Origin of the sequence: Akkermansia muciniphila (genome assembly GCF_030848305.1) — a bacterium.
Taxonomy (GTDB): domain Bacteria; phylum Verrucomicrobiota; class Verrucomicrobiia; order Verrucomicrobiales; family Akkermansiaceae; genus Akkermansia; species Akkermansia muciniphila_A.
The window spans coordinates 1,789,689-1,814,535 of sequence record NZ_CP114598.1 but is presented as its reverse complement, the minus strand read 5'-3'; the positions used below and the strand labels follow the sequence as shown (position 1 = coordinate 1,814,535).

Here is a 24,847-nt window from a genome sequence, read left to right as displayed (position 1 = left end):
CCCGAGGAATTCCGGATAACGGAGGAAACAAAAAGAAGGAAACACCATGATCAATCAAATAATCGCAAACATACAACAGGACTTATCACAAATCCTGACTGAAAATCAAAAGGAAGCACTATCGCGGACACTCAACAAGCATCTGTCTAATCTGTCTGTAAACACCCCTGCGATAGAGAACACAACGCCGAATATGCTTCCGTTGTTTATCGCCGCAAAGCGTGTAGAAGGCTGTTCCGAAAAGTCTCTACGCTATTATGAATCGACGATTCGTAATATGCTGAAGACGCTCAACAAGCCTGAATGCCAGATCACTACCGAAGATCTGCGAGGTTACCTCGATACATATCAACGTCGAGGAACCGTCAGCAAGGTCACATTAGACAATGTGAGGCGCATCCTCTCCTCGTTCTTCGCTTGGTTGGAAGATGAGGACTATATCGTCAAGAGCCCTGTGAGGAGGATTCATAAGGTCAAGACCGGCAAAACGGTCAAGGAGACCTATTCCGATGAATCGCTGGAGCTCATGCGCGACCACTGCGATAACACACGTGATCTTGCCATGATTGACCTCTTGTCCTCTACCGGCATCCGTGTCGGTGAGCTCGTCAAGCTCAATCGCGGTGATGTGGATTTTGAAAACAGAGAATGCATCGTCTTCGGCAAAGGAAACAAGCAGCGCAAGGTATATTTTGATGCACGGACGAAAATTCACCTGCAGCGTTACCTCACGGAACGTACCGACGACAATGACGCGCTGTTCGTTTCTCTTCTGAAGCCGTATGACCGGCTGCAGATTAGCGGCGTAGAGATTCGTCTTCGCAAAATCGGAAAGGAGTTGAACTTTCATAAGGTACACCCGCATAAATTTCGACGGACGCTGGCGACGATGGCCATTGACAAAGGAATGCCAATTGAGCAGGTGCAGCAACTTCTCGGCCACCAAAGCATTGATACAACCCTGCAATACGCTATGGTGAACCAGAACAACGTGAAGGAATCGCACCGGAAGTTCATCGGGTAGCTGTTTGCAATTCTCAATTTGTCGAGATGTTTTACGGTAAGGGATATCCAGTAAAGAAGATTGGAGATGTAATCGAAAAGAAGATTGATCGAGTAGCGAAAATCTTTGAGAAATCAGATGAGATACAGTATTTAGATATATCATCGATTGATAATTCTTCCAAAATGGTGACAGGATTGACACCCTATGTTCTTAAGGATGCTCCATCGAGAGCGCAGTATGTGCTGAAACAAGGCGATATAATGTACTCTACGGTAAGACCAAACTTGCAGAATATTGCAGTTAATCCATATTCTGATGATAACGTGGTAGGTTCAACTGGTTTCTGTGTTTTGAGGTGTACTGGTGTTACTACAGGGTATATGTGGGGTGTCATTAATAGCGTGCCATTTACGGAGTCTATGATAAATCAGGCCAGTGGTGCGAACTACCCTGCAGTTACAGATAAGGTGGTACATGCTTATGAAATTCCGATACCGCCTTTGGAAGAACAAGCTGCGTATGAGCAACTGGTAAATCAAAGCGATAAATCAAAATTTACTGCTCTGAGATGTTCAACTCTCAATATGGAGGGGATTTCCAGACGGAAATCCGCTGCTTTCTGGCATTAACCCATCCATCTCTCTTCCCCGACCTTGCCTGACGCCTCCCCCATGTCCATATAACCGCATTTTCCGATGTTCCGCATTTTTTCATGAGCTGACAACACGCCATTACACCGAATTCCTGCCGGTAATGATGGAAAAAAATAGGTGGAAAATCCCTCCATTCTGATGTAACATCTTCGAGCAATCCTCTGCTTTCCTTTTTTCTGGGGGATCCTGCTTTCCTGCCATGAACCGATTCTTTCTATCCTGGGACAAACCAGCCTGCCGGGCTGTGGCGGAACGCCTGCTTTCCCTGGGAAATGACTTCCACCGGCATCTGGTGCTGGTTCCCACACGGGAATCCGGGAGGCAGCTGAGGGAATTTCTCGCCTCCATTTCCCGTACACAGGCAACCTTCGCTCCCCAGGTCATTCCGGCAGACCAGTTCCCCCGGATGGAAGAAAAGGAAGAAACGGCGTCCGCTCTGGAAGAACTGGCCGGGTGGCTCCTGGCTCTGGGGGACTCTCCCCACCGCCTTTACCCCCGCCTGTTTCCACGCGCCATGCCGAAGGATTTTTCCAGCATGCTGGAAATGGCCGGCAGCCTGCAAAACTTGAGGCACGCCATGGCGAACCAGGGCATTTCCTGCATCATGGCCCACCATGCCTGTGCGGGCAGAGACGAACGCTGGACGGACCTGGAAAGGCTGGAGGAACAATGCGCGCAACAACTGGAAAGCTGGAAGCTTGAAAACAGAACCGCCATGAAGGCGGAAGCCCCGCCCCGGCTGCTGAACTCCCTGCGGGAAACAGGAGGAAACATTATTCTGGCCTGCACAGCGGAGGTGCCGTCCCCCCTGCGCCATGCCCTCCAGCATGCGGAAAGAAATGGCGTACCCGTTCAGATATGGATCCACGCGCCGGAGGAAGAAGCCGACTCCTTTGATTCCTGGGGATGCCCTCTGCCGGAAGAGTGGTCCCGGCGCCCCATCCAAATCCGCGACGGCCAAATCAGAATGGCGGCCAATCCGGCACGGCTGGCTGAAGAAACGTGCCGCATCATCGCCCGCACAGCGGAAGGAGGAACGCCGGACATCGCCCTGGGCGTTTGCGATCCTGACATGAACGTCGCCCTGGACGCAGCCCTGCGCCAATACGGCTGGGGCCTCCACAATCCGGAAGGGAAGCCTTTTGGCGGAAGCGGCGTCATGGACCTGCTCCGCAACCTCCAGCGGGCGCTGGAAGAAAAAGGGACGGCGCGCCCCATCTATTCCCTGGCCCGCTCTGCCCTGCTCTGCGCCTCCCTGGGAATAAGGAACCAGCAAAGTTGCTGCGCCGCGCTGGACAAAATCCAACAGAAATTCCTTCCGGAAACGGAAGAATACCTGCTTTCCAGGCTGAAAGAGGCTCATCCCGGCGCTTTTCCTTCCATCCAGGCCATTCTGGAATGGCGGAACCGGATGGCGGAACCGGGAATGCTGGGGGAACGGCTGATGGAATGGTTTCCGGCCCTGGCAACAATCTATGGCCCGGAGGCGGAAGCCATGGAAATGTTCCATTCCTGCCTTTCCGGACTCATGCGGCTGCAACAGCGCTCCACCGAGTTCTCCAGCCCGGGGGCGGCCCTCCTGCTCCTGATGAAATGCCTCCAGCCGCTGCGCGTCAAAAACAGGAGAAAAGCTCATGCGGCTCTGGATTCCCTGGGCTGGATGGAAGTCCATTTCCGCCCGGAAAAACACCTCATTCTGACGGGACTAAACGAAGGGACCGTACCGGAAGGGGGCGTTTCCGACCAGTTTATGCCGGAGGAGCTGCGGGAGACCCTGGGCATTGATTCCTTTAACCGGAAAAAAGCCCGGGACAGTTTTCTGCTGACCGCCCTGCTCCATTCCCGCGAACAGGAAGGCAGCCTCACCCTCCTTCTTTCCCGGACCAACAGCAGGAACGATCCTCTGACCCCTTCCTCCCTGCTCATGCGCTGCACGGAGGCGGAGCTGCCGCGCCGCGTAGAACTGCTTTTCCAGGAAATCAGCGATGCGCCCGCGCCCCTGCCCTACCAGCGCGGGAACTGGCATCTTCAACCCGCGGAAGGCTGGAAGACCGCTGCGGACATCGGCGCGATGGCACCCGGCTACAAAAACCCGTGGAAGGAAAGAGGACTTCCCTTCTCCCCCTCCGTCCTCAAAAGGTTCCTGGCCTGCCCCATGCGCTTCTGGATGCGGGAGGCGTTGCATATGAACGAGGAAGAATTCCTGCCGGACAAAGAGGACATGGCCGTCAACGAACTGGGCACCATGCTGCACGACGTGCTGGAATGCTTCTGCCGGGAGCACGCCGTCCTGAAAGACGGCATGAACGCAGCCTCCCTTCAGGACGCCATCACGGAAATACTGGAACACACCTTCCGGAAACAATACGGCCCCTCCCCCCTCATGCCCCTGCTGCTACAAAAACGCTCCATGGAACAGAGGCTTTCCGTTTACGCCGTTCAGCACTTGCAGGCCCTTCAGGAAGGATGGTCCTGCATTGCCTTTGAGCGCCAGGTAGAGAACTGGGCACTGGACGGATTCCCCATGAAATTCCGCATTGACCGCATTGACCGCCACGCGGACGGTCGCATACGGGTCATTGACTACAAAACGGGAGCGGCCTCCTCCTGTGAGAAAAAACATCTGGAACCGCTCGGACGGCCGGACGCCCTGTCCCTTCTTTCCCCGGCCCTGCATCCCTACACCAAACGCCAGAAAAACGGGAAGCTGGCGCACGCGCGCTGGAAAGACCTGCAGCTGCCCGTTTATGTGCTGTGGGCCTCGGAAACCTACGGGGGCCATCCCTCTGCGGCTTATTACGCCCTTCCCGCCAATCCCATGGACATCGGAATCTCCGCCTGGGACTCCCTCCACGACACCATGCCCGGGTATGAGGAATGCGCGCTGGACAGCGCCCGTTCCTGGACGGTGGAGCTGATGAAGCTTCTTCACGAAGGCCGCGGGCTCATCACCGCGGAGGAACTGGGCTGGACACCGCCCTCTTATGACGTATTCAAGGACCTGATGACTTCCCGGAGGGAAAGCCTGCAGGATCTGCTGGGCCTCCGCCTCACCCCCCACCTGCCTTTCTAAGATGCCGCTCCTGACCAACATGTTGATCTCCGCTTCCGCCGGAACGGGAAAAACCTACCAGCTCTCCCTGCGTTTCCTGGGATTGCTGGCGCTGAACGGCGGCAACCACCCCGAACGCCTCATCGCCATTACATTCACCCGCAAAGCGGCGGGAGAGTTCAAGGACCGCATTCTGACAGACCTGGCCGCGGGGGCCGCGGACGAAGCAGGCGCGGCGCGGCTGAAAGAACGGCTCTGGGCGGTCATCAAGGGAACGGATGGGGAGCCCGGCCTCTGGCCCGGCGCTCCGGAGGCATGGAAGGAGGAAAACCTGCATCGGGAACGCTTCCTCCATTTACTGCACATTCTGGTGCAGAATTTGGCGCGGCTCAACCTCTGCACCATTGACAGCCTGTTTGCCCAGATTGCCTCCGCCAGCGCCTTTGAACTGGGAGTCAGCGGCTTCAGCATGATTGACCCCACGGCGGAGAAACTGGCGCGCCGTGAAGCCCTGCTCTCCCTGTACCGGGAATGCTCCGTAAACAGGGAGCGAAGGAAGGACTTTGAGGACGCTTTCCTTTCCGGGGCGGATTCTGACGCGGAAGCCGCGGACGCGGAGAATTCCATGATGCGCCGCCTGGACACCTATCACGAACTTTTTCTGGATGTGCCGGATGCCGGGATGTGGGGAAACCCCGTCACGCTGGGCTTCACGCAGGAGGAGCTGGCGCCTCCCGTCCCCCTGGAACAATTTGACTCCGTCCTGCACGACCTGTTGGAACAGGCCAAAGCCACCCCCATACCGGAGAAAAAAAGAGAAGCGAATACGCGGGAAGACTTCATCAGTTATCTGAAAAGTTTCAACACCTACACGTTTCTGGGTAAAGTCTGGTTCCGAGGAAAGAGCGGTTCCAAGACGGACATCTCCCCGGAAAAGGCTCGTGCCAAATTTGCTGAATACTGGTCTCCGCTATTGGAAAAACTCATCCAGAGCTGGCTACGCATGGAGACGCTGCAGGTACTGCGCCGCACCCGCGCCACGCACGGACTGATGCTCCTGTTTGAGGACAAATACTCCTCCCTGGTCCGCAACAGGGGGAGGTTCCTGTTCCACGACGTTACGCGCATGCTGGGAGGGGGCACCATTACGCCGGAACTCAAACGGGACCTGCAATACCGCATGTACTGCCGTTACGACCATTGGATGCTGGATGAATTTCAGGATACGTCCCAGCCCCAATGGCGCGTCATCAAGCCTTTCCTGGATGACCTGGCGGAATCCAAGGCCGGAAATGAAGGCAGCATTTTCGTGGTGGGGGATATCAAGCAGAGCGTGTACCAGTGGCGCGGCGGAGACCCGGAGCTGTTCCGCTCCGTTTCTTCACAGCTTCAACTGGAACAACGCGGCATGTCCACTTCCTACCGCTCCGTCCAGCCTGTGCTGGATCTGGTCAACGATATTTGCGACTATGCCCGGACAGCGCCCGGGTGCGAACCCGCCGCCCTGGAACAATGGGGGGAATATCCGGAGCACCGGTGTGCCCCCCATCTGGAAGGCCGCCCCGGCGCCTCCCAAATCTGGCAGGCGCCCAAGGAGGAAAACGTCTCCGCCAATGACCTGGTATGCCAGGCGGCGGCTGATATTCTGGAGCGTACAGGGGCCCTGCGCCGCGGCCTGGAAACAGCGATACTGGTCAGTACGAAGAACCAGGCTCTTGTCATCAAGGGATGGCTGACGGATCACGGCATCCCCGCAGAAGTGTGTGACGACGTTCCGGTAGGCGTGGACTCTCCGCTGGGGAAAAACCTGCTGTACTTCTTCCGCTGGCTGCTGATTCCGGGAGATCCCTTTGTCGTCGGTCTGCTTACTCATTCCCCGCTCCGCCCCCTCATCACGCCGGGATGCCCGGAAAGCATGGGGTGGAAAGAATGGCGCCTCCTGCTGGAACGGGAGGGCTACGCCGCCGTCATGGAGGAACTGGAACGGCGCCTGCTCCAGAGAGGGACGGAACTGACGGACTTCCACCGCGACCGACTGGCCGTCTGGCAGAATGAGGCGGAACAGGTGGACGAACAGGGCGTTTCCCTGGATGAATGGATCAGGCGCATGGAGGACCTGACCCGGCGGGAAGATCCCGCCGCGGGAACTGTCCGCATCATGACCATCCACAAATCCAAAGGGCTGGGATTTGACATCGTCATCCTGCCCCAGATCGGCAGGGATACTCCTTTCGCAAACGCCACGCATTTGACTCACTTCGTCAAAAAAAACAGGGATGGTGGAATAGAAGGAATCGTCATCAAACCGCCCAAAGAAATCTATCAAGAAATTCCGCAATTCCGGGAACTTTACGGGGAATGGCGCGCGCGGCAGCAATTTGACGGATTCTGCAAGCTGTATGTGGCGCTTACCCGGGCCAAGCGGGCTACTTACGTTATCCTCCCGTACCGGGAAGACAAGGGAGAAGAGACGGCAGATTCCATGTGGAAAGTGGTCCGTTCCTCTATCCGGTCCCTCAACCGGGGAACGGAAGACATACTTCCGGAATCCGGAGCGTCATGCCTGTACTCCCGCGGTCTTGAAGGGTGGTACGCGGAATTCCCGGAAATCATACAAAAACGCGCGGAGGAAAGCGCGCTGAAATGGCCGGCGCAAAAACCGTTGGCCAGAGAACGGATATCCCCTTCCGGCCTGTCGGAGGAAGCCTCCCCGCTCCAGGGAGAAAAACACGCGGGCGCAGGGAAGGCCGCCGCGCTAGGTTCCGCCGTCCACGCCGTGTTTGAACGGATTACCCGCTGGGATGGTGAAAACAAGCCGGAGTGGGCTCTCCACCCTGCTACGGAGGCGGAACGCATCGTAACGGAGTGCATGGACATCCCATCCATCCGGGAACTTTTCACGCCTCCGGAAACAGCGCGCATCATGAAGGAACAGCGTATTGAAGCCATTGACGGGAACAACTGGATTTCCGGCATCATTGACAGGCTGATTCTTGATGACGGAGCCGCCGTCATCGTGGACTTCAAGACGGATCATGCCGAATCCCCGGAACAACTGCGCGAGCGCCACTCAAACCAATTGAATGCTTATGCCCGCATTGTGTCCAGAATCACCGGAATACCGCTGGAACGCATAACGCGCATCATTGTTTCCACCTGCTTAAAGGAAACCGTTCCCATCCAATAAGCCTTTCTTTCCGGGCAAATCCGTTTCCCTGTATTTTCCCGCGCTTCATTCCAATTCCGGCTCATCTCCGGTATGGGAAAAAGGGGCACCCGGAAAACAGGCTGGAATAGAAATGCCCTGCCGCACAGACAGGAAGAGGAAAAACGCCAAATAAAAAACCGCTCCGTGTGAATTACGGAGCGGCGTTGATAACAAGGCTTTGTTGCTTTCCGGGTCAGGCCCTGCGGCGGCGCAGGAACAGAGCAGCAGCGCCCAGCAGGCTCAATGCTGCCGTAGCGGGTTCCGGAACCTGCGTCAGGGCAAGATAATTGAGGGCCGTCCGGCCGTAAGAGCTGGAACCATTCCCCTGAATCGTAAGGGTAAGCGTTCCATCTTCCCCCACGACAATGTTCTCCACCGAGGAATAAAGCCCTTTATTGGCGGTAGCGCTGGAAGTTCCAGCATTTCCCGGAGTCAGAACGCCGGAATTATCTCCCGTCACGGAAGAAATTTCAGCCCAGTTCCCGCTGGCGTCTGTACCGAAGCTTGTCCACACGGCATTGGAAGCATCGGCGTTTCCAATCGTCCAGGTCTGACCGGCAAACACGTCCTTGCCTGTGAAACCTCCAAAGATGGACAAGGCATATTCCCCGGCGGCAAGACCACTGAACGTTACGGTGAAATAACCGGAACCATCGGCCGTTTGCGTTAAAAGACCGTCACGAAAGGAGTCCCCCAGACTGAAAGGCATGCTGCCGTTGAAAGGATTTTTCCAATCGGCTTCTTCCTCAGCCGTCTTGGTGGTGGTATAACCGTTTTCCGATACATATCCTCCGGCCGTGCTCCACGCCAAAGAAACGCTTCCCGGCATGCTGCCCAAAGAGGCGGTGGCGTTATCATAATTCATATTGAGCGCGCCTTCCGTCGTGGCGTCACTGCGTCCGAAATCAATCTGTACCGTCGCCGCCTGTACTGCAAGCAGGGAACTCGCGATCAAAGCTAAAGAAAATAAGGATTTCTTCATGACAAAAGAGAGTAAACCGGTTCAACAATCCGGTGTCAATGGAAATCATGAAAACTTAATCATATACTACATTTATTTTTTATGGCATCAGTCATCTTCCATCAAGATGATAGAAATATATAACATGTTTAATGAGAATAAAATGGATTTTTATTGAAACAACCCGGCACTCACCGGATTGTTGATCCGCGGACATTAGCCGGTATCTAAATAAAAAAGGCCGCCCGGAAATGGATCAGTAAAACGGCAAAAAAATAAGCCGTCAAGGTTCTGGAACAGCCACCCGGATGCTTTCAATCCCCAAATACCGGGCCATGGAACGATTGATAAATTCATCCGGATCCCCGCTGCTCATGCGCCACATCACGGAAACATAAGGAGCCAACGGCACGGAATCATAAGGAGGAACCGTAATGTTTTTCTTGCCTTGTTCCAATTCACGGCGGATGAACATGTTCCGTTCCTCGCACTGGCGGTGGATACGGGGAAAAGCATCCAGATATCCGGAGCATATCCACAGGGCCGCGCCAGCCGCCGCCAGCAGTACGCAGAATGGAATCCAGCGCCTTTGCACAGCCTCCATCCATACTCCGTACAACCCCAGAATGCCCGTCATCATCAACACCGTAGCGGAAAACATGGCGTGCCATGCCGGAATCACACGTACAAAAAAGCTGATTGCCATGGCATGAGCCACCAGAATAAACAGCAGGGAGGCGCACATGCGCCGCCCGGCCTCCCCCCGCCAGATTTTCATCCCCGCTTTCACAGTCAGCAGGATCAGAGCGGCGGCGGCAACGGCCAGCAACATTTTAGGAATCAGCATGAATTCATAAAAGGCGTTTACCAGTTCCGGAATAGCGCCGAAACGCTCTCCCCAGGAATGAAGGACGGCAGCGCCGCCCGCCGTTTCCGAATGAAGTCGGGCAGCATTGCCCGGGGCCAGCAGAAGAAAGGCCCCTCCCAACGCATGGAATCCCCAGCCAATGAAGAACCAGCGGGGAAGAATCATTCCCCGGCTGCGAGCATAAAACCAGTACACGAACAGCATGCCCAGGGAAGCGGGAATCTGGTTCTCATTCGTCATGCCGGCGGCAAATGCCGTGACGCCTATCCAGAACCAGGAAAAAGGAGTGTCCCTAATCCGGGAAGTTCCTGCCCATAAGGAGCGGTACAGGCACAGGAAACCCAGCCAGATGGCGGCCGACCATGCGTAATTGGTCCCTCCGGACAGCCAGAACATCGTGATGCCCGGCCTGGATGAAGACGTAAGCAAAAGAAGCGCCCCTGCGGCAAACAGCAGCACATCCCGCCAGTTTCCGGAATTTACCCTTCTTCCCTGCGCCAGGAAAAACATCATCAACGCCAGGGAAAAAAGCACGAAGGGATTGACGGCCAGAAAAAGCCATTTTCCCGCCGTAGCCGTAAAAATAGCGAGGAATTCCCCCAGCCGGGGATTCCAGTGCATGTATGACCACCAGCACCGCTCCAGCACGGGCTGAAAGGCAAGGCGGTGGTCCGCCCCGAACACGGAATGCATCAAGCTGTCCCCGGTGAAAGGAGTCCACCAGGTAAGCAGCATGGCATACACAAGAAACGCCAGCACCACCACCCGGAACAGGAAACGCGCCGCCAGTGACTGCTTCATGGAACAAGCCGGAATAAAAACGCCGTCCGCAACTAATCCGCAACGGCCTTGAATACCGGGGTGGGCAGCTTGTCCGGCTTCTTGCCAAAGAAATCTCCCACGTCTTTGAATGTCACGAACAGGAAGAACCCCATCAGCAGGAACACAAAGCCGAACTGGACGAATTCCAGGACTTTTGCATTCAGGGGGCGCCGGAAAATCAATTCAACGGCATTCATGACCACATGGCCGCCATCCACCACCGGAAGAGGCAGAATATTCAGAATCGCCAGGTTCACGTTCAACACCACGGAAAACCACAGGGCCAGCTTCCACCCTTCATCCAGGGAGAACATCTTGTAAAACTGATTGGCAATTCCCACTGGCCCGGAAAGGTGCTCCACGCCCACGCTGCTGCCGGGGGCCACCACCTTCGCCAGGGTATCCCCCATCCATTTCAAACTTTGCCTGATCTGCGCCCACGGAGAAGGATGGACGGTGACGTCACGTCCCACGGAGCTCAGGTCCCAGCTCACGCCCAGAATAGGCTGCGCTCCCCTGAGCAGGGAGCCGTCCGCACTATTGTGCCAATTCTCAGGTAGCTTCCCCTGGATATTCACCTGCCTTGCCCCCCCATCCCTGTCCGTCACATCCAGCAGGAGCGGTTCATTCTTCTTCAGCAGAGCGTCCAGCGCGGCAGGGTTCCAGAGGCGTTCTCCGTTGGCGGCCGTAATCTTATCGCCCGGGTTCAATCCGGCCAGAGCGGCAGGAGAATTGGGAAGCACTTCCCCAATCACGCAGGGCATGGCCTGCATCAATCCCACCTGGCGCATGCCGGAGCGCTGCCACCAGGACGTTTCCGGAATCCGGAATCCGCAGGAAATTTCCATCTCTCCTTCATGTCCGGGCCTCTGCACCGTAAAAACCACACGGTCATGCTCGCCCAGCATGATCAATTCCCGCACGCCTTCCATATTGCCAGCCCACTTGTCCACAGGATGGCCGTCCACCTTCACAATCTTGTCCCCGGGCAGAATGCCGGCCTGCGCCGCAGGACTGTCCGGCGCAACGAAACCGACCGTAGTCACGCCCATCTCCACATCCGGCTTGCCCACCATCCAGACGGCCACGGCAAACAACACAGCCAGCAGAAAAGAAGCGGCAGGCCCGGCGGCGGCAACGATAATCTTGTCCAGGGGAGTGACCGGCTTCAAATCCCTGGGAAGCTCCGCATGCCCTTCAATGGCTTCCATAGGAGCCATCTGTGGCAGGGAAACAAAGCCGCCGGCCGGAATCCAGCCCAGCCCCCACTGTACGCCGTTCACCGTTTTTTTCCAGATGGGACGGCCAAACCAGATTTGAAACCTGTCCACATACAGACCGCGCCAGCGGGCAGCGAAAAAATGACCAAGCTCATGAATAAAAATCATGAAGTTAAACAACATCACCACACCGAAAATAATGGCGATGGTGGTAAGAACGGAAAGAATGCTGTCCATGGTAGTTTTTGCTGTTCAGGCTACCACAGAACGCTCCTGTGAACAAGCTTCAAAGATGTCCTAATGACAAAGTGAATGCTGATGTTCCGAACGGATTTCAAAAGATGCCGGCGACCGGCACCGTTATGTCCGGACATGAAAACAGCCTCCGGAAAATTATTTCCGGAGGCTGTCGGTTAACGTTTACTGAACAGATGGATGCTCCCGCACATTCAGGCGCGGAGAGCGGCGCCATCCTTGGCTTCAATGGCTTTCTTCGCTTGAGCAAAGATGGCGTCAAAAGCCTTTTCGTCAGAGACGGCCAAATCGGCCAGAACCTTGCGGTCCAAATCGATATTGGCGGCTTTCAGGCCTTCCATAAAGCGGGAATAGGTCAGACCGCGGTCGCGGACGGCAGCGGAAATACGGGCAATCCAAAGACGGCGGAATTGTCCCTTCCGACGCTTGCGGTCACGGTATTCATACTGCCAAGCCTTGTAAACAGCATCCTTGGCGTAGCGGAAGAGTTTGCTGCGAAAACCGCGGAAACCCTTGGCGCGCAAGAGAATGCGCTTACGGCGCTTGCGAGAGGCCGGTCCATTAGTGGCACGTGGCATAGCTTATTTCTATTTCTATCTTGAACAGACTGTTCTTCCTCACCTCCCTGCAGTCTCGCCTGTTCTTATCTTCTCATCGGAAGAAGGCTGCATGAAGGCCCCCCGTTCAGCGGGGGGAAAGCTCGGCATTAGTCGAGCGTTTCCGCGGTTTAGGCGAAAGGCAGGTTCTGCTTGACTGCCCAGACTTGCGTCTCGTCCACCAGAGCCACCTTGCCAAGCTGGCGCTTGCGCTTGCTGGACTTCTTCTGGAGGATGTGGCGCTTGCCTTGTTTACGGCGCAGTACCTTGCCCGTGCCGGTAACCTTGAAACGCTTGGCGACTGCCTTGCGGGTTTTATTGATACCACCTTTGCGGGTCATGGTGGAAGGAGATTACAGGCTTTTTCCAAATACGCAAGTATTTTTATGATTTTTTCCGTCAGACTACGTCAGACGGTATCTGCGTCGCATATTGTCCGTCGCCTTCTGATGCAGGCGATTGCATAAAGAAACAAAATGGGGAGCGTCATGATGACAGGCAACAGGTAGCGGATCTCGTAAGTAGTGGCAACCGCTCCAATCACAAAAACGGTCCCATAAAAAGGGACGAAAGGGATCAGATATTTCCAGCGCCGGAACATGCAGACAAGAAGCAAAGTGATGAAACAGCCATAATACAGACACAGCTGGGGAGACCGTCTCACGCAGGCATTGGGAGACATGTTCCATACCATCTGGCTGTTCAAAAGGAGGATCTTTGCCGCTTTCAGAGGGTTATCGACAGCGACGGAGAAAAACAAGCGGGTGATCATTTCCCCTTTATCCGTCAGGGTTGTATTGAACGAATATCTGGCCCCAATTTCCAAGGAAGGGAACAGACCGCTCCAAAGATATTTCTCGCCGCGCGCAGTCGACACAACAGGGTGCAAGGAATCATGAAAATGATGATAACGTTCCAGAATCATTTCCCTGGGCATGATTTCCCGTTCAATAAGTTCCATATCCTGCTCGCTCACATGCCCCCCTTCCGCAACGACATCGCAAATGACATGCGCCATTTTGGCATACCTCGTGCCTGTTCTCTGCTGATCCGCATGCAACGCTTCAGGAAGTACGGCAGAGGCGAACAGCCAGCATGCCAGAGCAGCCGATAAAGGAATCCACAGGCGACAACGCACCTCTTTCTGACGCAGCATGCAGCACGCAAGCACAGCAATGGTAAGGAAAAACGGAACGCTTCCGTCGTAGCGAAAACACCCCATTCCCGCCAGACCCAGAGCAATCATCCACAGGGACGATTTTCCCGTCTCCAGCATCTCCATGCAAAGGCCAAGAGTCAAAGTCATCACGGAAATGGCATAGGGCGTATCCTTAATGACGGTCGTCACCAGATTGAATTGGTAAATGCTGAACAGAATCGCCGCAAGCACAATGCATGCGGGAATTTTTTCACGGATCCCCCAGGAAAGCATCATCAACAGAACAAACAGAAAGAGCAATAACTGGACTAGAACGATTGCATGAATATGATGCCAGATTCCTAAAATTCCCTCGCAAAACAATGTGTGGGTCAACGTGTGGGTGACGCCATAATGTCCGCTGAGGATCTGCGGATATTGACAATGTTCAAAGTCCCAGCAAGTTGCTGTCCCTGTGCGTATCCAGACGAGCGCCAGTGCGAGCGCAATCAGCCCCGCAACGCCCCACTTCTGTCGTTGATTCCAGTTTGACTGATGCTCTGCGCCATACCACAAAATGCTGTTCAAAGCTTGAAGAGACAGACACAGCGCCGCAAACATAAGACAGAATACACCCGCATTCCTTAAAATTGCCCTCGCGTCGTTAAAGCAGAATCCTTCCACGCTGAACACATAAGATAAAGGGAAAAGAACCAGGGCGCCAGGAGCGGCAAAAAGAACAATCCATCGCCAAGGGACGGCGTGTTCTTTTACGGGCATTTTCCATAAAACAAACAGAGAGCAGATGATGATCAGGGCAAACGAAACAGAGAACATGGCAAACAGGGGGGGCAAAACTGCCGTCTATTTGCTAACGGATTAGAAATCCGTTGTCAAGGTAAAATGTTCTAAAAGGGCCATTTACGCATATTCAAGCGTGCATGAAAATGTTGCTGCTTATTCCTGGATCAGAGGTATTTTTCTCATTATAAACGATTTTAGCATATGAACAGGCGTTGCGGATAACAACGGATTTCTAATCTGCGTTAGCGTCACACCCTCACATCTCTTTCAGCAATTAAGCGATCACTCGAACATCACATCGTCCCCAAAAAACAGGGATGCGAAGAGCAGGAAAGAAGCATGGAACAGTCGTATTGCCGGAAATTGAATTCAGACAAACACTCCTCCTTCATGCTTTTTTGCCGTCTCCGCGCATTCTTCTGATTTCATCCCGAATCAAGGCGGCGCGTTCAAATTCCAAATGGGAAGCAGCCTCCTTCATTTCCGCCTCCAGCCTGGCGATGCGTTCTTCCAGCCCATACCCGGCTTCATCCTCCGCTACGCGGAAGGACTCATCATCATCCTCGGCATACAACTTCAACTGCCCCTGTTCGGAACGGCTCACCGTCTGGGGAACAATGCCGTGTTCCCGGTTGTATCTCTCCTGAATGCCCCGGCGGTAATCCGTCAGCTCAACCAGCCGTTTGATGGAATCCGTCATCACATCCGCAAACAGGACGCACTCTCCATTCAAATGCCGCGCGGCGCGGCCCGCCGTCTGCACCAGGGACGTCTCATTGCGCAAAAACCCCTCCTTGTCCGCATCCAGAATGCACACCAGGGAAACTTCCGGCAAATCCAGCCCTTCCCTGAGCAGGTTAATACCTACCAGAACATCTATCTTCCTGGCTCTCAAAGCACGCAAAATTTCCACGCGCTCAATCGCATCCACATCCGCGTGAATATAGGACACCTTCAACCCTACCCCTCTCAGGTACTCCGTCAAATCTTCCGCCGTCTTCTTGGTCAGCGTCGTAACCAGCACGCGTTCATTTTTGGCGACGCGTTCATTGCACATGGCAATCGTCTCGTCAATCTGCCCTTTCAACGGGCGGATGGTAATCTTCGGCTCCAGCAGCCCGGTAGGCCGGATAATCTGCTCTACAATCAGAGGAGTGGAACGCCTGGTAGGGTCAAATTTTTCCACCGGTTCCGTGGATGGGCTGGGAGTGACGCGAATGTCTTTGGGGGAGGTAAACAGGATTCCTTTGAACCCTTCCGGAGCCTTCTCTCCGGATCTGGCGGCACGGCGCACGGGAATATACGTCTTATTATCCGCACGGCAATTCACCAGTTCAAACGGCCCCGGAGTAGCGGAAGCATACACTATCTGGTTCTGCCTTTCCATAAACTCATGGAATTTCAAGGGCCTGTTATCCAGGGCGCTGGGCAGACGGAAACCATGCTCCACCAGAATATTTTTTCGGCTCCGGTCCCCCTCGTACATGCCGCCCAGCTGCGGCACCGCCACATGACTTTCATCAATCAGGGTCAATGAATCCTTGGGAAAGAAATCCAGCAGGGTGGACGGCGCGCTTCCGGGCAGGCGGCCGGACAAATGGCGGGAATAATTCTCAATCCCCTTGCAGAAACCCAGCTCTTCTATCAGCTCCAAATCATAATCCGTGCGCAATTTCAGCCGCTGCGCTTCCAGAAGGCGCCCATGCTTCTCAAACCAGCCTATGCGGTCCTCCAGCTCCTCCCGGATAGCCTTCAACGCCGCCGCCCGCTTCTCCGGAGCGGCCACATACTGTTTGGCCGGAAAAAACGTGTAGCTCCCCAGCCGCTCCCTCACGCGCCCGGTGGCGGAGTCGATCAAAGAAACCCGCTCCACTTCGTCGCCGAAAAACTCCACGCGGATTGCCTCACCTTCCGAATAGGCGGGAAACACCTCCACCACCTCCCCGCGCACGCGGAACGTGCCGCGGGTAAAATCAAAATCCTGCCGCTCGAACAGGCGTTCCACCAGATGCTTCAGAAATACGTCCCGGTCCATGACGTCCCCCTCGCGCATGCGCAGCGTCAGGTTCCTGTAATCCTCCGGAGTGGACAGGCCGTAAATGCAGGAAACGGACGCCACCACAATCACGTCCCGCCGCGTCATCAGGGAATTCATGGCATTCAGGCTCAGGCGGTCCAACTCGTCATTAATGGCGGAATCCTTCTCAATATAGGTGTCGGAGCTGGCGATATACGCCTCCGGCTGGTAATAATCGAAATAGGAAACGTAGTAGTCCACCGCGTTATTCGGAAAGAAGCTCTTCAGCTCCGAATGAAGCTGCGCGGCAAGCGTCTTGTTATGGGAAATCACCAGCGTGGGCCTGTTCATCCGGGCAATCAAATTCGCCATGGTGAATGTTTTGCCGCTTCCGGTCACTCCCAGGAGCCCCTGGTGCTTGTTTCCCGCCTCCAGAGATTTGAGCAGCTTGCCGATGGCCTGCTCCTGATCCCCGGAAGGCTTGAAGGAGGAATTCAACTCAAAAGACGACATACGCGATGCCGTCAGTATAAAGACCCCGTGCCGCCGGGCTAGGACAATGTTTGACAATTTCCCCCTCCTGACCCAGTATATGCGGCATGTACATTCCCACACAGGAAGAACGGTATGCAAAAAAAGGGCTTGTTTCCCTCATCCTGTGCGTCGTGGTCCCTTCCTGCCTGTATGTCTCCCTTCTGTCCAAGCAGCTGATGATGGTGCGCGGGCATGAATGGGAAGCTGTCATGAAACTCTTTCTGGCGTTCACCTACCCGCTGGCGGCCCTCTTCGCCATGACGGGCATTCCGTTCTTCTGGTGGTCTGTGGGCATCTCCCTGGCGGTTCACGCCGGCATCGTCGCCTGGCTGAAAACAACGCCTCTGCTACCCCCTAAAAAAGCCGTCTGCATCGCCCTGTGCCTGGGGATGCTGGACTTCCTGTTCGTGAAACTATTCCCCTTTCCGGAGCAAATCATGGGGTGAGCCTGCCCGCGAAAACATGCGGGATATTCCATCCTCCGGTTCAGGACTGTTTTTAGCCGGCCCAACAACCTTCTTCTTAATTTCACGCGCCGTTTTTTGGCATTAGCCTCGCACTTCTCATAAGGGAAATATGCGCTCCGGAACCATGACAGGCGGGCAACACCAGCCTAAGACAAAGCCTGCCTTTCTCCGGCCGCCAGAAAGAAGACGCCCAACAGGGCAGCCGACTTTCCCATGGGTTCTCACCACAGGCGCTTACAGCAAGCGCGTCAAAGGCAAAAACTCCTGTTTAATCTTGAACGTCAGAGTCCGGTATGGCAGAGTGCGTCCGTCCGTTCGTCGCGCCTGTGGCGAAATTGGTAGACGCGCCAGACTTAGGATCTGGTGCCGAAAGGCGTACAGGTTCGAGTCCTGCCAGGCGCACCATGTTCATAATAGAGGCATATCATTAACAGTGATTACCTATATTTCTTGAGATAAGGGGCAATGAAAGCCGTCCCCAGTCCAACCAGGGCAATCAGGGAGAAGGACCACCGGAGGGAAGAAGCATGGGCGATATGCCCAATGACCGGAGGCCCCAGCAGGAATCCCAGAAAGCCGATGGTAGAGACGGAAGCCAGCGCCATGCTGGGAATCATTTTCCGGGATTTCCCGGCCATGCTGTAGCAGAGCGGGACAATGGAAGAGGTGCCAAACCCCACCAGCAGGAAGCCCAGCGTGGCTGACCACAACATCGGGAACAGGACGGAGACCAGCAACCCGGAGGAAATGAGGATGCCGCTGGCGCGCAGAACCCGCACAGGCCCGAAGCGCATCACCAGGCGGTCTGCCGTAAAACGCCCCAGGGCCATGGTGCTCATGAATGCCACGTAGCCCATCTGCACCAGCCCCGGGCCGGGGTTTACCACGCTTTCAAAGTACACGCCGCTCCAGTCAAACATGGTTCCTTCGCTCACCATGCTTCCGAAGGCGATCAGCCCGATGAGCAGTACATAGGCATCCATGCTCCGGAACATGCCGCCGCCCTGGGAGGAGGAACGCCGGGCATCCCTCGGCAGAAGAGAGGGGGAAAAAACGGCCAGAATAATCATGCATATCAGAAAAATGGCGATGAAGTGCGTCTCCGCAGAGATATGCCAGTCCACCATGGCAGCTCCCAGCAAAGCGCCGAAAAAACCCGCCAGGCTCCATAACCCGTGAAACCGGGCCATGATGCTGCACTGGTACAGCCGTTCCACTCCCACTCCCTGCGTATTGACGGATATATTCGTCAGATTGGCGGCTACCCCAAAGAAAAACAACCCGGCCGCCAGTTCCCAGAAAGACCCCGCCATCCCCAGGCATACAAGCACGGCAGGATAAAAGACGGATGCCGCCATCAGTATTTTCCGGCTGCCGCAGCGGCCAACCAGGTAACCGGACAGCACCATGGCGGACATCTGCCCCACCGGAACGGCAAAGAGCACGGAGCCCAGGTCGGCATCGTTCATCCCCAATGCGCTTTTAATATCCGGGATGCGGGAGGCCCAACTGGCGAATACCAAACCCTGAAGAAAATAAAAGGCGCTGACCGACAGGCGGTAAACACCTTGCGTGGTTTTGGGAAGAGGCACATTCATGCTGCATTTCCTGACTGCGCAAACGCTACCCCTACTCCCTTTTCCTGGCAAGAGAAATCATCTTTTATACAATAAGATGTTACATGCAAAAAAGTCATCCGGGAAAAGGACAGGATTTACGGATATTTCACCCCCGCCATTTTTCCAAAGCAATTTTTCTTTCACATAAAAAAACGCCGTATTCCTCATGGAACACGGCGTCAGGGAGAAGGAACAAAAACGGTCAACGGGGATCGTGGTGCCAGTTCAGAGCACCCTTGCCCAGCGCATACAGGTAGGCCACCAGCAAAATGCCGATAAAAATGCACATGGCCGTGAACGATTCCGGATTCATCATAATATAGTCCCGGAAATTGACGGCCCAGGGATAGAGGAATACTACTTCCAAGTCAAAAATGACAAAGAGCATGGCCACCATATAGAATTTTACGGAGAACATGGGGGCACCTTCCCCCATGGGAATCATCCCGCATTCATAGGGGATGTCCGCAGGTTTGCGCACGGAAGAACGTTTGCCCATCAAGATACTGAGCAACAAGATCATGCCGGCCAGCCCCAGGGCGGCCGCCACCTGCACGAGCACTGAAAAAAATTCCTGATTCATGACGTCTGGCACGGATGTACCACAGACATTCCGGAAAAGCAAAACTAAAAAGGGCAACAGCTTTCATGCTGACGGGAGAGACGGGGAAATTCCGTCTCCCGCCCTGCCAGACAGTACAAAGGCAACAAGTCCGTTTCATGGAGGCGCCAACGGAATCCTGAGGGAAGATTTTCCCCTGCGCGCAGAAGGCAAACCGGGCATTTTCCGGTGAAAACGCGGAGCGGCACCAGCCGACAACGGGAAGCGCCCCCTTCATTGCCGCGAATAACAGGATTATGCTCCCATCAAATGGAACATCCACCTCCCGGCCGCTTCCATCAAAATAATGCACCCCGCCAATATTCCCAAAAAAATTCCCGCCAACTTGAGCAGCAGAAAGCCCATTCCCAGAAAAACACCGCCTATGCAAGCGAACACGGCCATCACCAGCATCTCAAAAAAATCTGACAAGAACATCAGCATAACCCTGATTTCATTCCTCCCTGGCAATTAGGAACGGGGTCTTCTGCAATCCCCGGCCCTTTCCTGCGGAGAACAGGCTTCCAACATCTTTTCAAGTATCTGCATCACTCCGTTTTCCTCATTGGACGGCGCCTCGAGGGCAGCCATGGAACGGATTTCCGGCACGGCATTCGCCACGGCATAGCTGAAGCGCGCCTGCCGCATCATTGGGGCGTCATTCATCTGATCCCCGAACACCATCGTCTCCTCCGGAGAAACTCCCAGTTTCCGCTGAATCAATTCCAGGGCGGCCCCCTTATTGGCCTCTTTCCTGCTGATATCCATCCATTTCTCTCCGGACACCGCCACCTGGAAACCATGTTCCAGATGCTTCAGCCGGGGATAACTGTTTTCCCCGGCGCCCAGAAAATCATACACTGCTATTTTCAGAAATCTGTCCCCCTGCACATCCAGCAGATTCCCCACTTCTTGACAGCGTGTGTAATATTTGCGGGCCTCCCGGACGAATTCCGGCTGTTTGTCCTCAATATATGCGGAATCCCGCCCTGCGAGGACGATGCAGGTCCCTTCAATGCGCCTGATCCCGGCAATCAAACCGGCTACCGTTTCATGATCCATATCCAGAAGCAGCCACTCTTCTCTCCCCTCCGCCGCATAGGCGCCATTCTCGGCAATGAACAGCATCCGGTCCGCCACAGGGGCAAAGGTTCGTAGCAACCCGTCATACTGGCGTCCACTTGCCGCCGCAAAACGAATGCCGCGAAGCTCAAGCTCCTTAAACAAGGGAAAAAACGCAGGGTCCAGCTCTCCCTTTCCTTAAGCAGCGTCCCATCCATATCGGACGCAATAAGTTTGACGGAATCCATAACGTTGCCAGAATCATCGTTTGTCCTCTCTTCCAAGGCAAGAGCGGCTTCAGACAGCACGGACCGGACTATGAAAGGAGAAAGCAGCGGGCCAACAGCGGAGATAGAGTTTTCCCCTTCGTCTTACGGGAAACTTTCCATTTCTTCCATCAACCTCCGTTTCCTTTATTTTACCGTGATTGCAACAACGACAAATGCAAATAATTTGAAATCAACCGCACATCTGCAATATCTAACATATTATACCGGATTGCAAATCCGGATACAATTCAAATAACTGGAATTAAATGATCCACGCCATAAACCCCATAACTTTTTTGAAAGCCAGGTCATGACACCATATTTTCCGTTTCCTTCGTAATTCGCTTTATCCACGGGTTCTTTTCCTAGATAAAGCGGAAAAAATTCTCCTCCGGATTTGCAATCCGCCACCCGAATTCCCGCCTCATTTGCCCCGGGCATTCTTTACTCATACGATTTTTTCATTGCCCGTAGTTATGGATTCCTGCATCATGGCGTTTCGCAGTACCCCTGCTTATGATACACATGACTTTAAGAAAGAAAACTCTCTGGTTTCTTGGAGCTTTGAGCTTTTTTGCCCCTCTTGCCGCAGGTTTCGCTATCTTCTGGCTCAACAGGAATAATTCTTCTTCCGTGGAATGGAATTTCAACCCCATCTGGACAAAATCGGAAAAAGAACAAATTCTTACCGCTGCGAACTTCACAGCCCATCGGAATCCGGAACGTTTCATTTACCGCGGGCTTTCCCTCAATTCACGCCATATTGACTGGCACATGTTCTCCGAGGTTTCCATGCGCCAATACATGCAGGACGAAATCAGGGAACGGCTTCAGATGATACGGAACACGGCGGAAAGCGCAGACGGCCGCTGCATCACTCCCTCTCATGAAACCCTGCTGCATCTTGCCGCCGGGCTCGGAGAAGTGCAGTTGCTGAACCGCCTTTTACAGCGCCATGCGGACCCGAACGTTCAAATTATCCTGCCGCAACAGGCTTTTCCCTCCATCCCGAACTCCGAACAGGGAAATACCCCCCTGACTTACGCCTGCCAGCCAGGCATGGACGATTCCATTCCCCTGCCGGTGCATAACAGGCTCTCCTGCATTCATCTCCTGATTCAACACGGTGCGGATGTGAATAAACCGGGGCCGCTGGGCTGGCCGCCCCTCGTCATCACCTGCGTGTCCGGCATTGGAGGAGCGCCTTATGAGGAAACGGCCCTGTTTCTCCTGAAATGCGGTGCGGATATTTCCCTCCAGCCTGAATTGAAAGGCCAAAAAACAAGCCTTCTCACCTGGGCCGCGGCCGCCGGATACCCACGGCTGATCCGCAAGCTCTGCGAAGCCGGGTATGATCCCAATTTCCGCGGGGAGATGGCCCCTCCCCTTCTTTCCCTGAATCTGAACACTCCGAACACCGCACTGCAAACAGCACATATTCTGCTGGAATACGGAGCGGACGTGAATGCGGCCATGCCCGCGTCCACAACCCTGCCGGAAACCGCGGGGGATACGGCCCTGCTGAACCTGTGCCGCCAGCTGGCTTTCATTGATGTGTCCTACCTCCCTCAAATCAGGGAACTGGTCAGTCTCTTCATCAGCAAGGGAGCGGACGTCAACCATCAAAACGCCGCAGGAGAAACTCCCCTCATGGCGTGCTGCCAGGGCATGCTGCTGGGAGACGATTCCCTGGACCGGCTGAAACTGGGTATCGCGCGTCTTCTGCTGGACCACCACGCAAACCCCTCCCTGAAAGACAAACACGGACGCACAGCCCTCCAGCGGACAGGCAGCCGGTCAAACGAACATCTCCAAATGGTGCTGAAATACCTGCCGGAATTAAGCGCTCCGCCGCTGCCGAAGAAGGAAAACCGCTGAATCCCGCCGCTCGTTACTTCACCCGGGCATTCACCGTATCCAGCAGAATGCCGGCATCCGGTTGGGAACCGGTGCTGATGAAATGGATATAGCTGGCTCCGTTGGGGGATTTATTAGACATCTTCAACGTTCCGGCCTTCTTTCCGTCCAAAGACACCACAGCCTGAGCCCCCTGCCACAGAAGGGAAATTTCATGCCACGCGCCGGGCGTGAAAGGCACTTTTTTCATCCCCAGCAACAGATGGGGCGCAGGTCTCAGCCTGATCGGGAAGGTGAACAGGGCATAATCCTTTGTAGTGGAATCACAGGCATTGAACAGCCGGTCCGTCAGAGAGACCTGAAGGCCGGAATCATCCGCCTGCTCCCCGTCCGCTGCACGGAAGCGGAATTTGACCAACCCTGTAGTTCCGTTCGGAAAGTTCCAGGAAGCTCCGCCGTTCCGGTAATCCACATTGGATTTTTCATTGACCAGTTCGGGATCATTCAGACGCTTGATTTGCAGCACCTTTTTCGCGCCTCCGGACGGGTCCGGAACCAGCTCTGCGGAAGGCTTGTGGTTATAACTGCAATGGCCTTTTTTCTGGGGGATATAAGTATGAATAGTCCACTGGGAATCCAAATCTTTCCCCGTCTGCGTGGCGCGCGTTTTGGCCCCTACCCAGCGGCGGTCCACAATAACCAGGCGGCGGTGGTTTTTATGCTGCCCCAGGGAAATAAGGATGCGGTTTTTGTCCAGCTGCACCATTTCGCTCTGGTGCTTGCCACGGTCTTCCGGACCATCCAGCGTAGCATAGCCGGGATGGTTGCGGTGTTCGTCCAGGATAATCTCCCGGAACCCGTACCAGGTTTTGCCCTCGTCCCCGGACATGGCAATGTGGTGGGAATCACGGTTCGTGAACACGTCCTCCCACGTTCCGTTGCCGGCTGTGGCGTTTTCAGGCAGAGCCATCGTATTCGTCCACAGGGAAACGATGGTTCCGTCATCCAGGCGACCCAACGTGTTCATGGTCAGGGTGCCGAAAAAGCGGGAAGGTTCCGGGCTGCTCCATGTTTCCCCGTAATCCCTGGAGAAAGCCTGCCACGCCTGATCCTGGGAAGTGCGGGCAAGCGCCCACAACGTACCGTCCTTCATTTCCAAAACCGTGGCTTCCACGGCGTTGTTGAACCATCTGACGCCCTGGTGGGGAGGCCTGGCTTCATGTCTGGGGGAAGTCACACCGTTCCTGGATACATGCCAGGTCAGCCCCCCGTCATCGGAAATATGGAACTTGGTGCCGCTGCCCATGTTGTGGAACGGCACGATCACCCTGCGGCCCTTGTTCACAAAAACGGGGGTGCGCATGATGCCGCCCAGTTTTTTCAGGTTTTTCCTCTTTTCCGGGTCTTTCCAGTCTTCTTCCAGTTTGCCGTCATTCGTGACGGCAAGCCACTTGCCGTCCAGCCCGCCCCTGGAAAGAAAAACAAAGCCTCCGATAGGCTGCACACGAATGACTTCCCTGGTCAGAGGGTTGCGCGCAATGGCCGGGGATTCCTTGGGAATGCCGCCGTAGTTGGGAGGATAGCCGGCCGGAGCGGCCTTCATTTCCCATGTTTTTCCGTTATCCCTGCTCACCAGGTAATCCGGTTCCTTGCGGGTACCGGAATAATGGCGTATTTCACGGGAGTCCACACGGATAAGGCCGCGCCCCGCGTCAGCCGGCGGAATGGCGACAACTTCAGGCTCCGGAACGGGGGCAGCCTTCTGTTGGGCATAACAGCAACAAAAGGAACCGGTCAACAATGCAAACAACAGGTTTTTCATAAACTAAATAAAGGCC

17 protein-coding genes and 1 tRNA gene are annotated in these 24,847 nt (G+C 54.9%); 7 read left to right on the top strand and 11 right to left on the bottom strand.

Annotated features, from left to right (window positions below; genetic code table 11):
• The first annotated feature begins 46 nt into the window (after nucleotides 1-46).
• The 4 genes from xerA (at nucleotide 47) to O4G22_RS07900 (ending at nucleotide 7,898) form a co-directional block, all read left to right on the top strand.
• The gene (gene xerA, locus O4G22_RS07915) at nucleotides 47-1,024 is read left to right on the top strand and encodes a site-specific tyrosine recombinase/integron integrase (RefSeq protein ID WP_306713854.1); all 978 of its coding nucleotides are present in this window, start codon (nucleotides 47-49) and stop codon (nucleotides 1,022-1,024) included.
• 26 nt (nucleotides 1,025-1,050) lie between these two features.
• A complete protein-coding gene (locus O4G22_RS07910) occupies nucleotides 1,051-1,635 on the top strand; it encodes a restriction endonuclease subunit S (RefSeq protein WP_306713853.1) in 585 nt (194 codons plus the stop codon).
• 223 nt (nucleotides 1,636-1,858) lie between these two features.
• The gene (locus tag O4G22_RS07905) at nucleotides 1,859-4,732 is read left to right on the top strand and encodes a PD-(D/E)XK nuclease family protein (RefSeq protein ID WP_306701466.1); all 2,874 of its coding nucleotides are present in this window, start codon (nucleotides 1,859-1,861) and stop codon (nucleotides 4,730-4,732) included.
• Between the two features lies 1 nt (nucleotide 4,733).
• Nucleotides 4,734-7,898, top strand: a complete 3,165-nt coding sequence (locus tag O4G22_RS07900; RefSeq protein ID WP_306701464.1) for a UvrD-helicase domain-containing protein — start codon at nucleotides 4,734-4,736, stop codon at nucleotides 7,896-7,898.
• A gap of 214 nt (nucleotides 7,899-8,112) precedes the next feature.
• Here O4G22_RS07900 and O4G22_RS07895 read toward each other — a convergent pair whose 3' ends face one another.
• The 7 genes from O4G22_RS07895 to O4G22_RS07865 form a co-directional block, all read right to left on the bottom strand.
• Nucleotides 8,113-8,901, bottom strand: a complete 789-nt coding sequence (locus tag O4G22_RS07895; RefSeq protein WP_306701463.1) for a PEP-CTERM sorting domain-containing protein — start codon at nucleotides 8,899-8,901, stop codon at nucleotides 8,113-8,115.
• 262 nt (nucleotides 8,902-9,163) lie between these two features.
• Complete coding sequence (locus O4G22_RS07890; RefSeq protein WP_306701462.1) at nucleotides 9,164-10,549, bottom strand: DUF6056 family protein; 1,386 nt, start codon at nucleotides 10,547-10,549, stop codon at nucleotides 9,164-9,166.
• A gap of 32 nt (nucleotides 10,550-10,581) precedes the next feature.
• Nucleotides 10,582-12,027 carry an RIP metalloprotease RseP gene (gene rseP / locus O4G22_RS07885; protein ID WP_306701461.1) on the bottom strand — a complete coding sequence of 482 codons (1,446 nt, stop codon included), beginning with the start codon at nucleotides 12,025-12,027 and terminating at the stop codon, nucleotides 10,582-10,584.
• Nucleotides 12,028-12,239: 212 nt separating this feature from the next.
• Complete coding sequence (gene rplT / locus O4G22_RS07880) at nucleotides 12,240-12,623, bottom strand: 50S ribosomal protein L20 (protein WP_022198715.1); 384 nt, start codon at nucleotides 12,621-12,623, stop codon at nucleotides 12,240-12,242.
• A 149-nt stretch (nucleotides 12,624-12,772) separates the two neighbouring features.
• Nucleotides 12,773-12,982: a 50S ribosomal protein L35 gene (gene rpmI, locus O4G22_RS07875; RefSeq protein ID WP_012420592.1), complete on the bottom strand. Its 210-nt coding sequence runs from the start codon at nucleotides 12,980-12,982 to the stop codon at nucleotides 12,773-12,775.
• Nucleotides 12,983-13,050: 68 nt separating this feature from the next.
• Nucleotides 13,051-14,616: a hypothetical protein gene (locus O4G22_RS07870; protein WP_306713852.1), complete on the bottom strand. Its 1,566-nt coding sequence runs from the start codon at nucleotides 14,614-14,616 to the stop codon at nucleotides 13,051-13,053.
• Between the two features lie 355 nt (nucleotides 14,617-14,971).
• The gene (locus tag O4G22_RS07865) at nucleotides 14,972-17,113 is read right to left on the bottom strand and encodes an excinuclease ABC subunit UvrB (RefSeq protein WP_295978039.1); all 2,142 of its coding nucleotides are present in this window, start codon (nucleotides 17,111-17,113) and stop codon (nucleotides 14,972-14,974) included.
• 86 nt (nucleotides 17,114-17,199) lie between these two features.
• Here O4G22_RS07865 and O4G22_RS07860 point away from each other — a divergent pair, with 86 nt between their 5' ends.
• Nucleotides 17,200-17,580 carry a hypothetical protein gene (locus O4G22_RS07860; RefSeq protein ID WP_094135832.1) on the top strand — a complete coding sequence of 127 codons (381 nt, stop codon included), beginning with the start codon at nucleotides 17,200-17,202 and terminating at the stop codon, nucleotides 17,578-17,580.
• A gap of 341 nt (nucleotides 17,581-17,921) precedes the next feature.
• A tRNA-Leu gene (locus O4G22_RS07855) sits at nucleotides 17,922-18,006 on the top strand.
• A gap of 32 nt (nucleotides 18,007-18,038) precedes the next feature.
• Here the strand turns inward: O4G22_RS07855 and O4G22_RS07850 are convergent.
• From O4G22_RS07850 to O4G22_RS07840, 3 genes are all read right to left on the bottom strand, one after another.
• Entirely contained in the window at nucleotides 18,039-19,199 is a 1,161-nt protein-coding gene (locus tag O4G22_RS07850) for an MFS transporter (protein WP_306701459.1), read from the bottom strand.
• 223 nt (nucleotides 19,200-19,422) lie between these two features.
• A complete protein-coding gene (locus O4G22_RS07845; RefSeq protein ID WP_012420587.1) occupies nucleotides 19,423-19,803 on the bottom strand; it encodes an NADH-quinone oxidoreductase subunit A in 381 nt (126 codons plus the stop codon).
• 489 nt (nucleotides 19,804-20,292) lie between these two features.
• Complete coding sequence (locus O4G22_RS07840) at nucleotides 20,293-21,069, bottom strand: HAD hydrolase family protein (protein WP_306702430.1); 777 nt, start codon at nucleotides 21,067-21,069, stop codon at nucleotides 20,293-20,295.
• A 608-nt stretch (nucleotides 21,070-21,677) separates the two neighbouring features.
• On the opposite strand from O4G22_RS07840, the gene O4G22_RS07835 reads away from it, so the two are divergent.
• Nucleotides 21,678-23,030 carry an ankyrin repeat domain-containing protein gene (locus tag O4G22_RS07835; RefSeq protein WP_297667695.1) on the top strand — a complete coding sequence of 451 codons (1,353 nt, stop codon included), beginning with the start codon at nucleotides 21,678-21,680 and terminating at the stop codon, nucleotides 23,028-23,030.
• Nucleotides 23,031-23,043: 13 nt separating this feature from the next.
• Here the strand turns inward: O4G22_RS07835 and O4G22_RS07830 are convergent, their stop codons facing one another.
• Nucleotides 23,044-24,831 carry a sialidase family protein gene (locus O4G22_RS07830; protein ID WP_306701458.1) on the bottom strand — a complete coding sequence of 596 codons (1,788 nt, stop codon included), beginning with the start codon at nucleotides 24,829-24,831 and terminating at the stop codon, nucleotides 23,044-23,046.
• Between the last annotated feature and the right edge of the window lie 16 nt (nucleotides 24,832-24,847).

Excerpts from the sequence above, each read along its gene's own strand:
- xerA (WP_306713854.1), top strand. The coding sequence starts at position 47 with ATGATCAATCAAATAATCGCAAACATACAACAGGACTTATCACAAATC.
- O4G22_RS07910 (WP_306713853.1), top strand. The coding sequence starts at position 1,051 with ATGTTTTACGGTAAGGGATATCCAGTAAAGAAGATTGGAGATGTAATC.
- O4G22_RS07905 (WP_306701466.1), top strand. The coding sequence starts at position 1,859 with ATGAACCGATTCTTTCTATCCTGGGACAAACCAGCCTGCCGGGCTGTG.
- O4G22_RS07900 (WP_306701464.1), top strand. The coding sequence starts at position 4,734 with ATGCCGCTCCTGACCAACATGTTGATCTCCGCTTCCGCCGGAACGGGA.
- O4G22_RS07895 (WP_306701463.1), bottom strand. The coding sequence starts at position 8,901 with ATGAAGAAATCCTTATTTTCTTTAGCTTTGATCGCGAGTTCCCTGCTT.
- O4G22_RS07890 (WP_306701462.1), bottom strand. The coding sequence starts at position 10,549 with ATGAAGCAGTCACTGGCGGCGCGTTTCCTGTTCCGGGTGGTGGTGCTG.
- rseP (WP_306701461.1), bottom strand. The coding sequence starts at position 12,027 with ATGGACAGCATTCTTTCCGTTCTTACCACCATCGCCATTATTTTCGGT.
- rplT (WP_022198715.1), bottom strand. The coding sequence starts at position 12,623 with ATGCCACGTGCCACTAATGGACCGGCCTCTCGCAAGCGCCGTAAGCGC.
- rpmI (WP_012420592.1), bottom strand. The coding sequence starts at position 12,982 with ATGACCCGCAAAGGTGGTATCAATAAAACCCGCAAGGCAGTCGCCAAG.
- O4G22_RS07870 (WP_306713852.1), bottom strand. The coding sequence starts at position 14,616 with ATGTTCTCTGTTTCGTTTGCCCTGATCATCATCTGCTCTCTGTTTGTT.
- O4G22_RS07865 (WP_295978039.1), bottom strand. The coding sequence starts at position 17,113 with ATGTCGTCTTTTGAGTTGAATTCCTCCTTCAAGCCTTCCGGGGATCAG.
- O4G22_RS07860 (WP_094135832.1), top strand. The coding sequence starts at position 17,200 with ATGTACATTCCCACACAGGAAGAACGGTATGCAAAAAAAGGGCTTGTT.
- O4G22_RS07850 (WP_306701459.1), bottom strand. The coding sequence starts at position 19,199 with ATGAATGTGCCTCTTCCCAAAACCACGCAAGGTGTTTACCGCCTGTCG.
- O4G22_RS07845 (WP_012420587.1), bottom strand. The coding sequence starts at position 19,803 with ATGAATCAGGAATTTTTTTCAGTGCTCGTGCAGGTGGCGGCCGCCCTG.
- O4G22_RS07835 (WP_297667695.1), top strand. The coding sequence starts at position 21,678 with ATGACTTTAAGAAAGAAAACTCTCTGGTTTCTTGGAGCTTTGAGCTTT.
- O4G22_RS07830 (WP_306701458.1), bottom strand. The coding sequence starts at position 24,831 with ATGAAAAACCTGTTGTTTGCATTGTTGACCGGTTCCTTTTGTTGCTGT.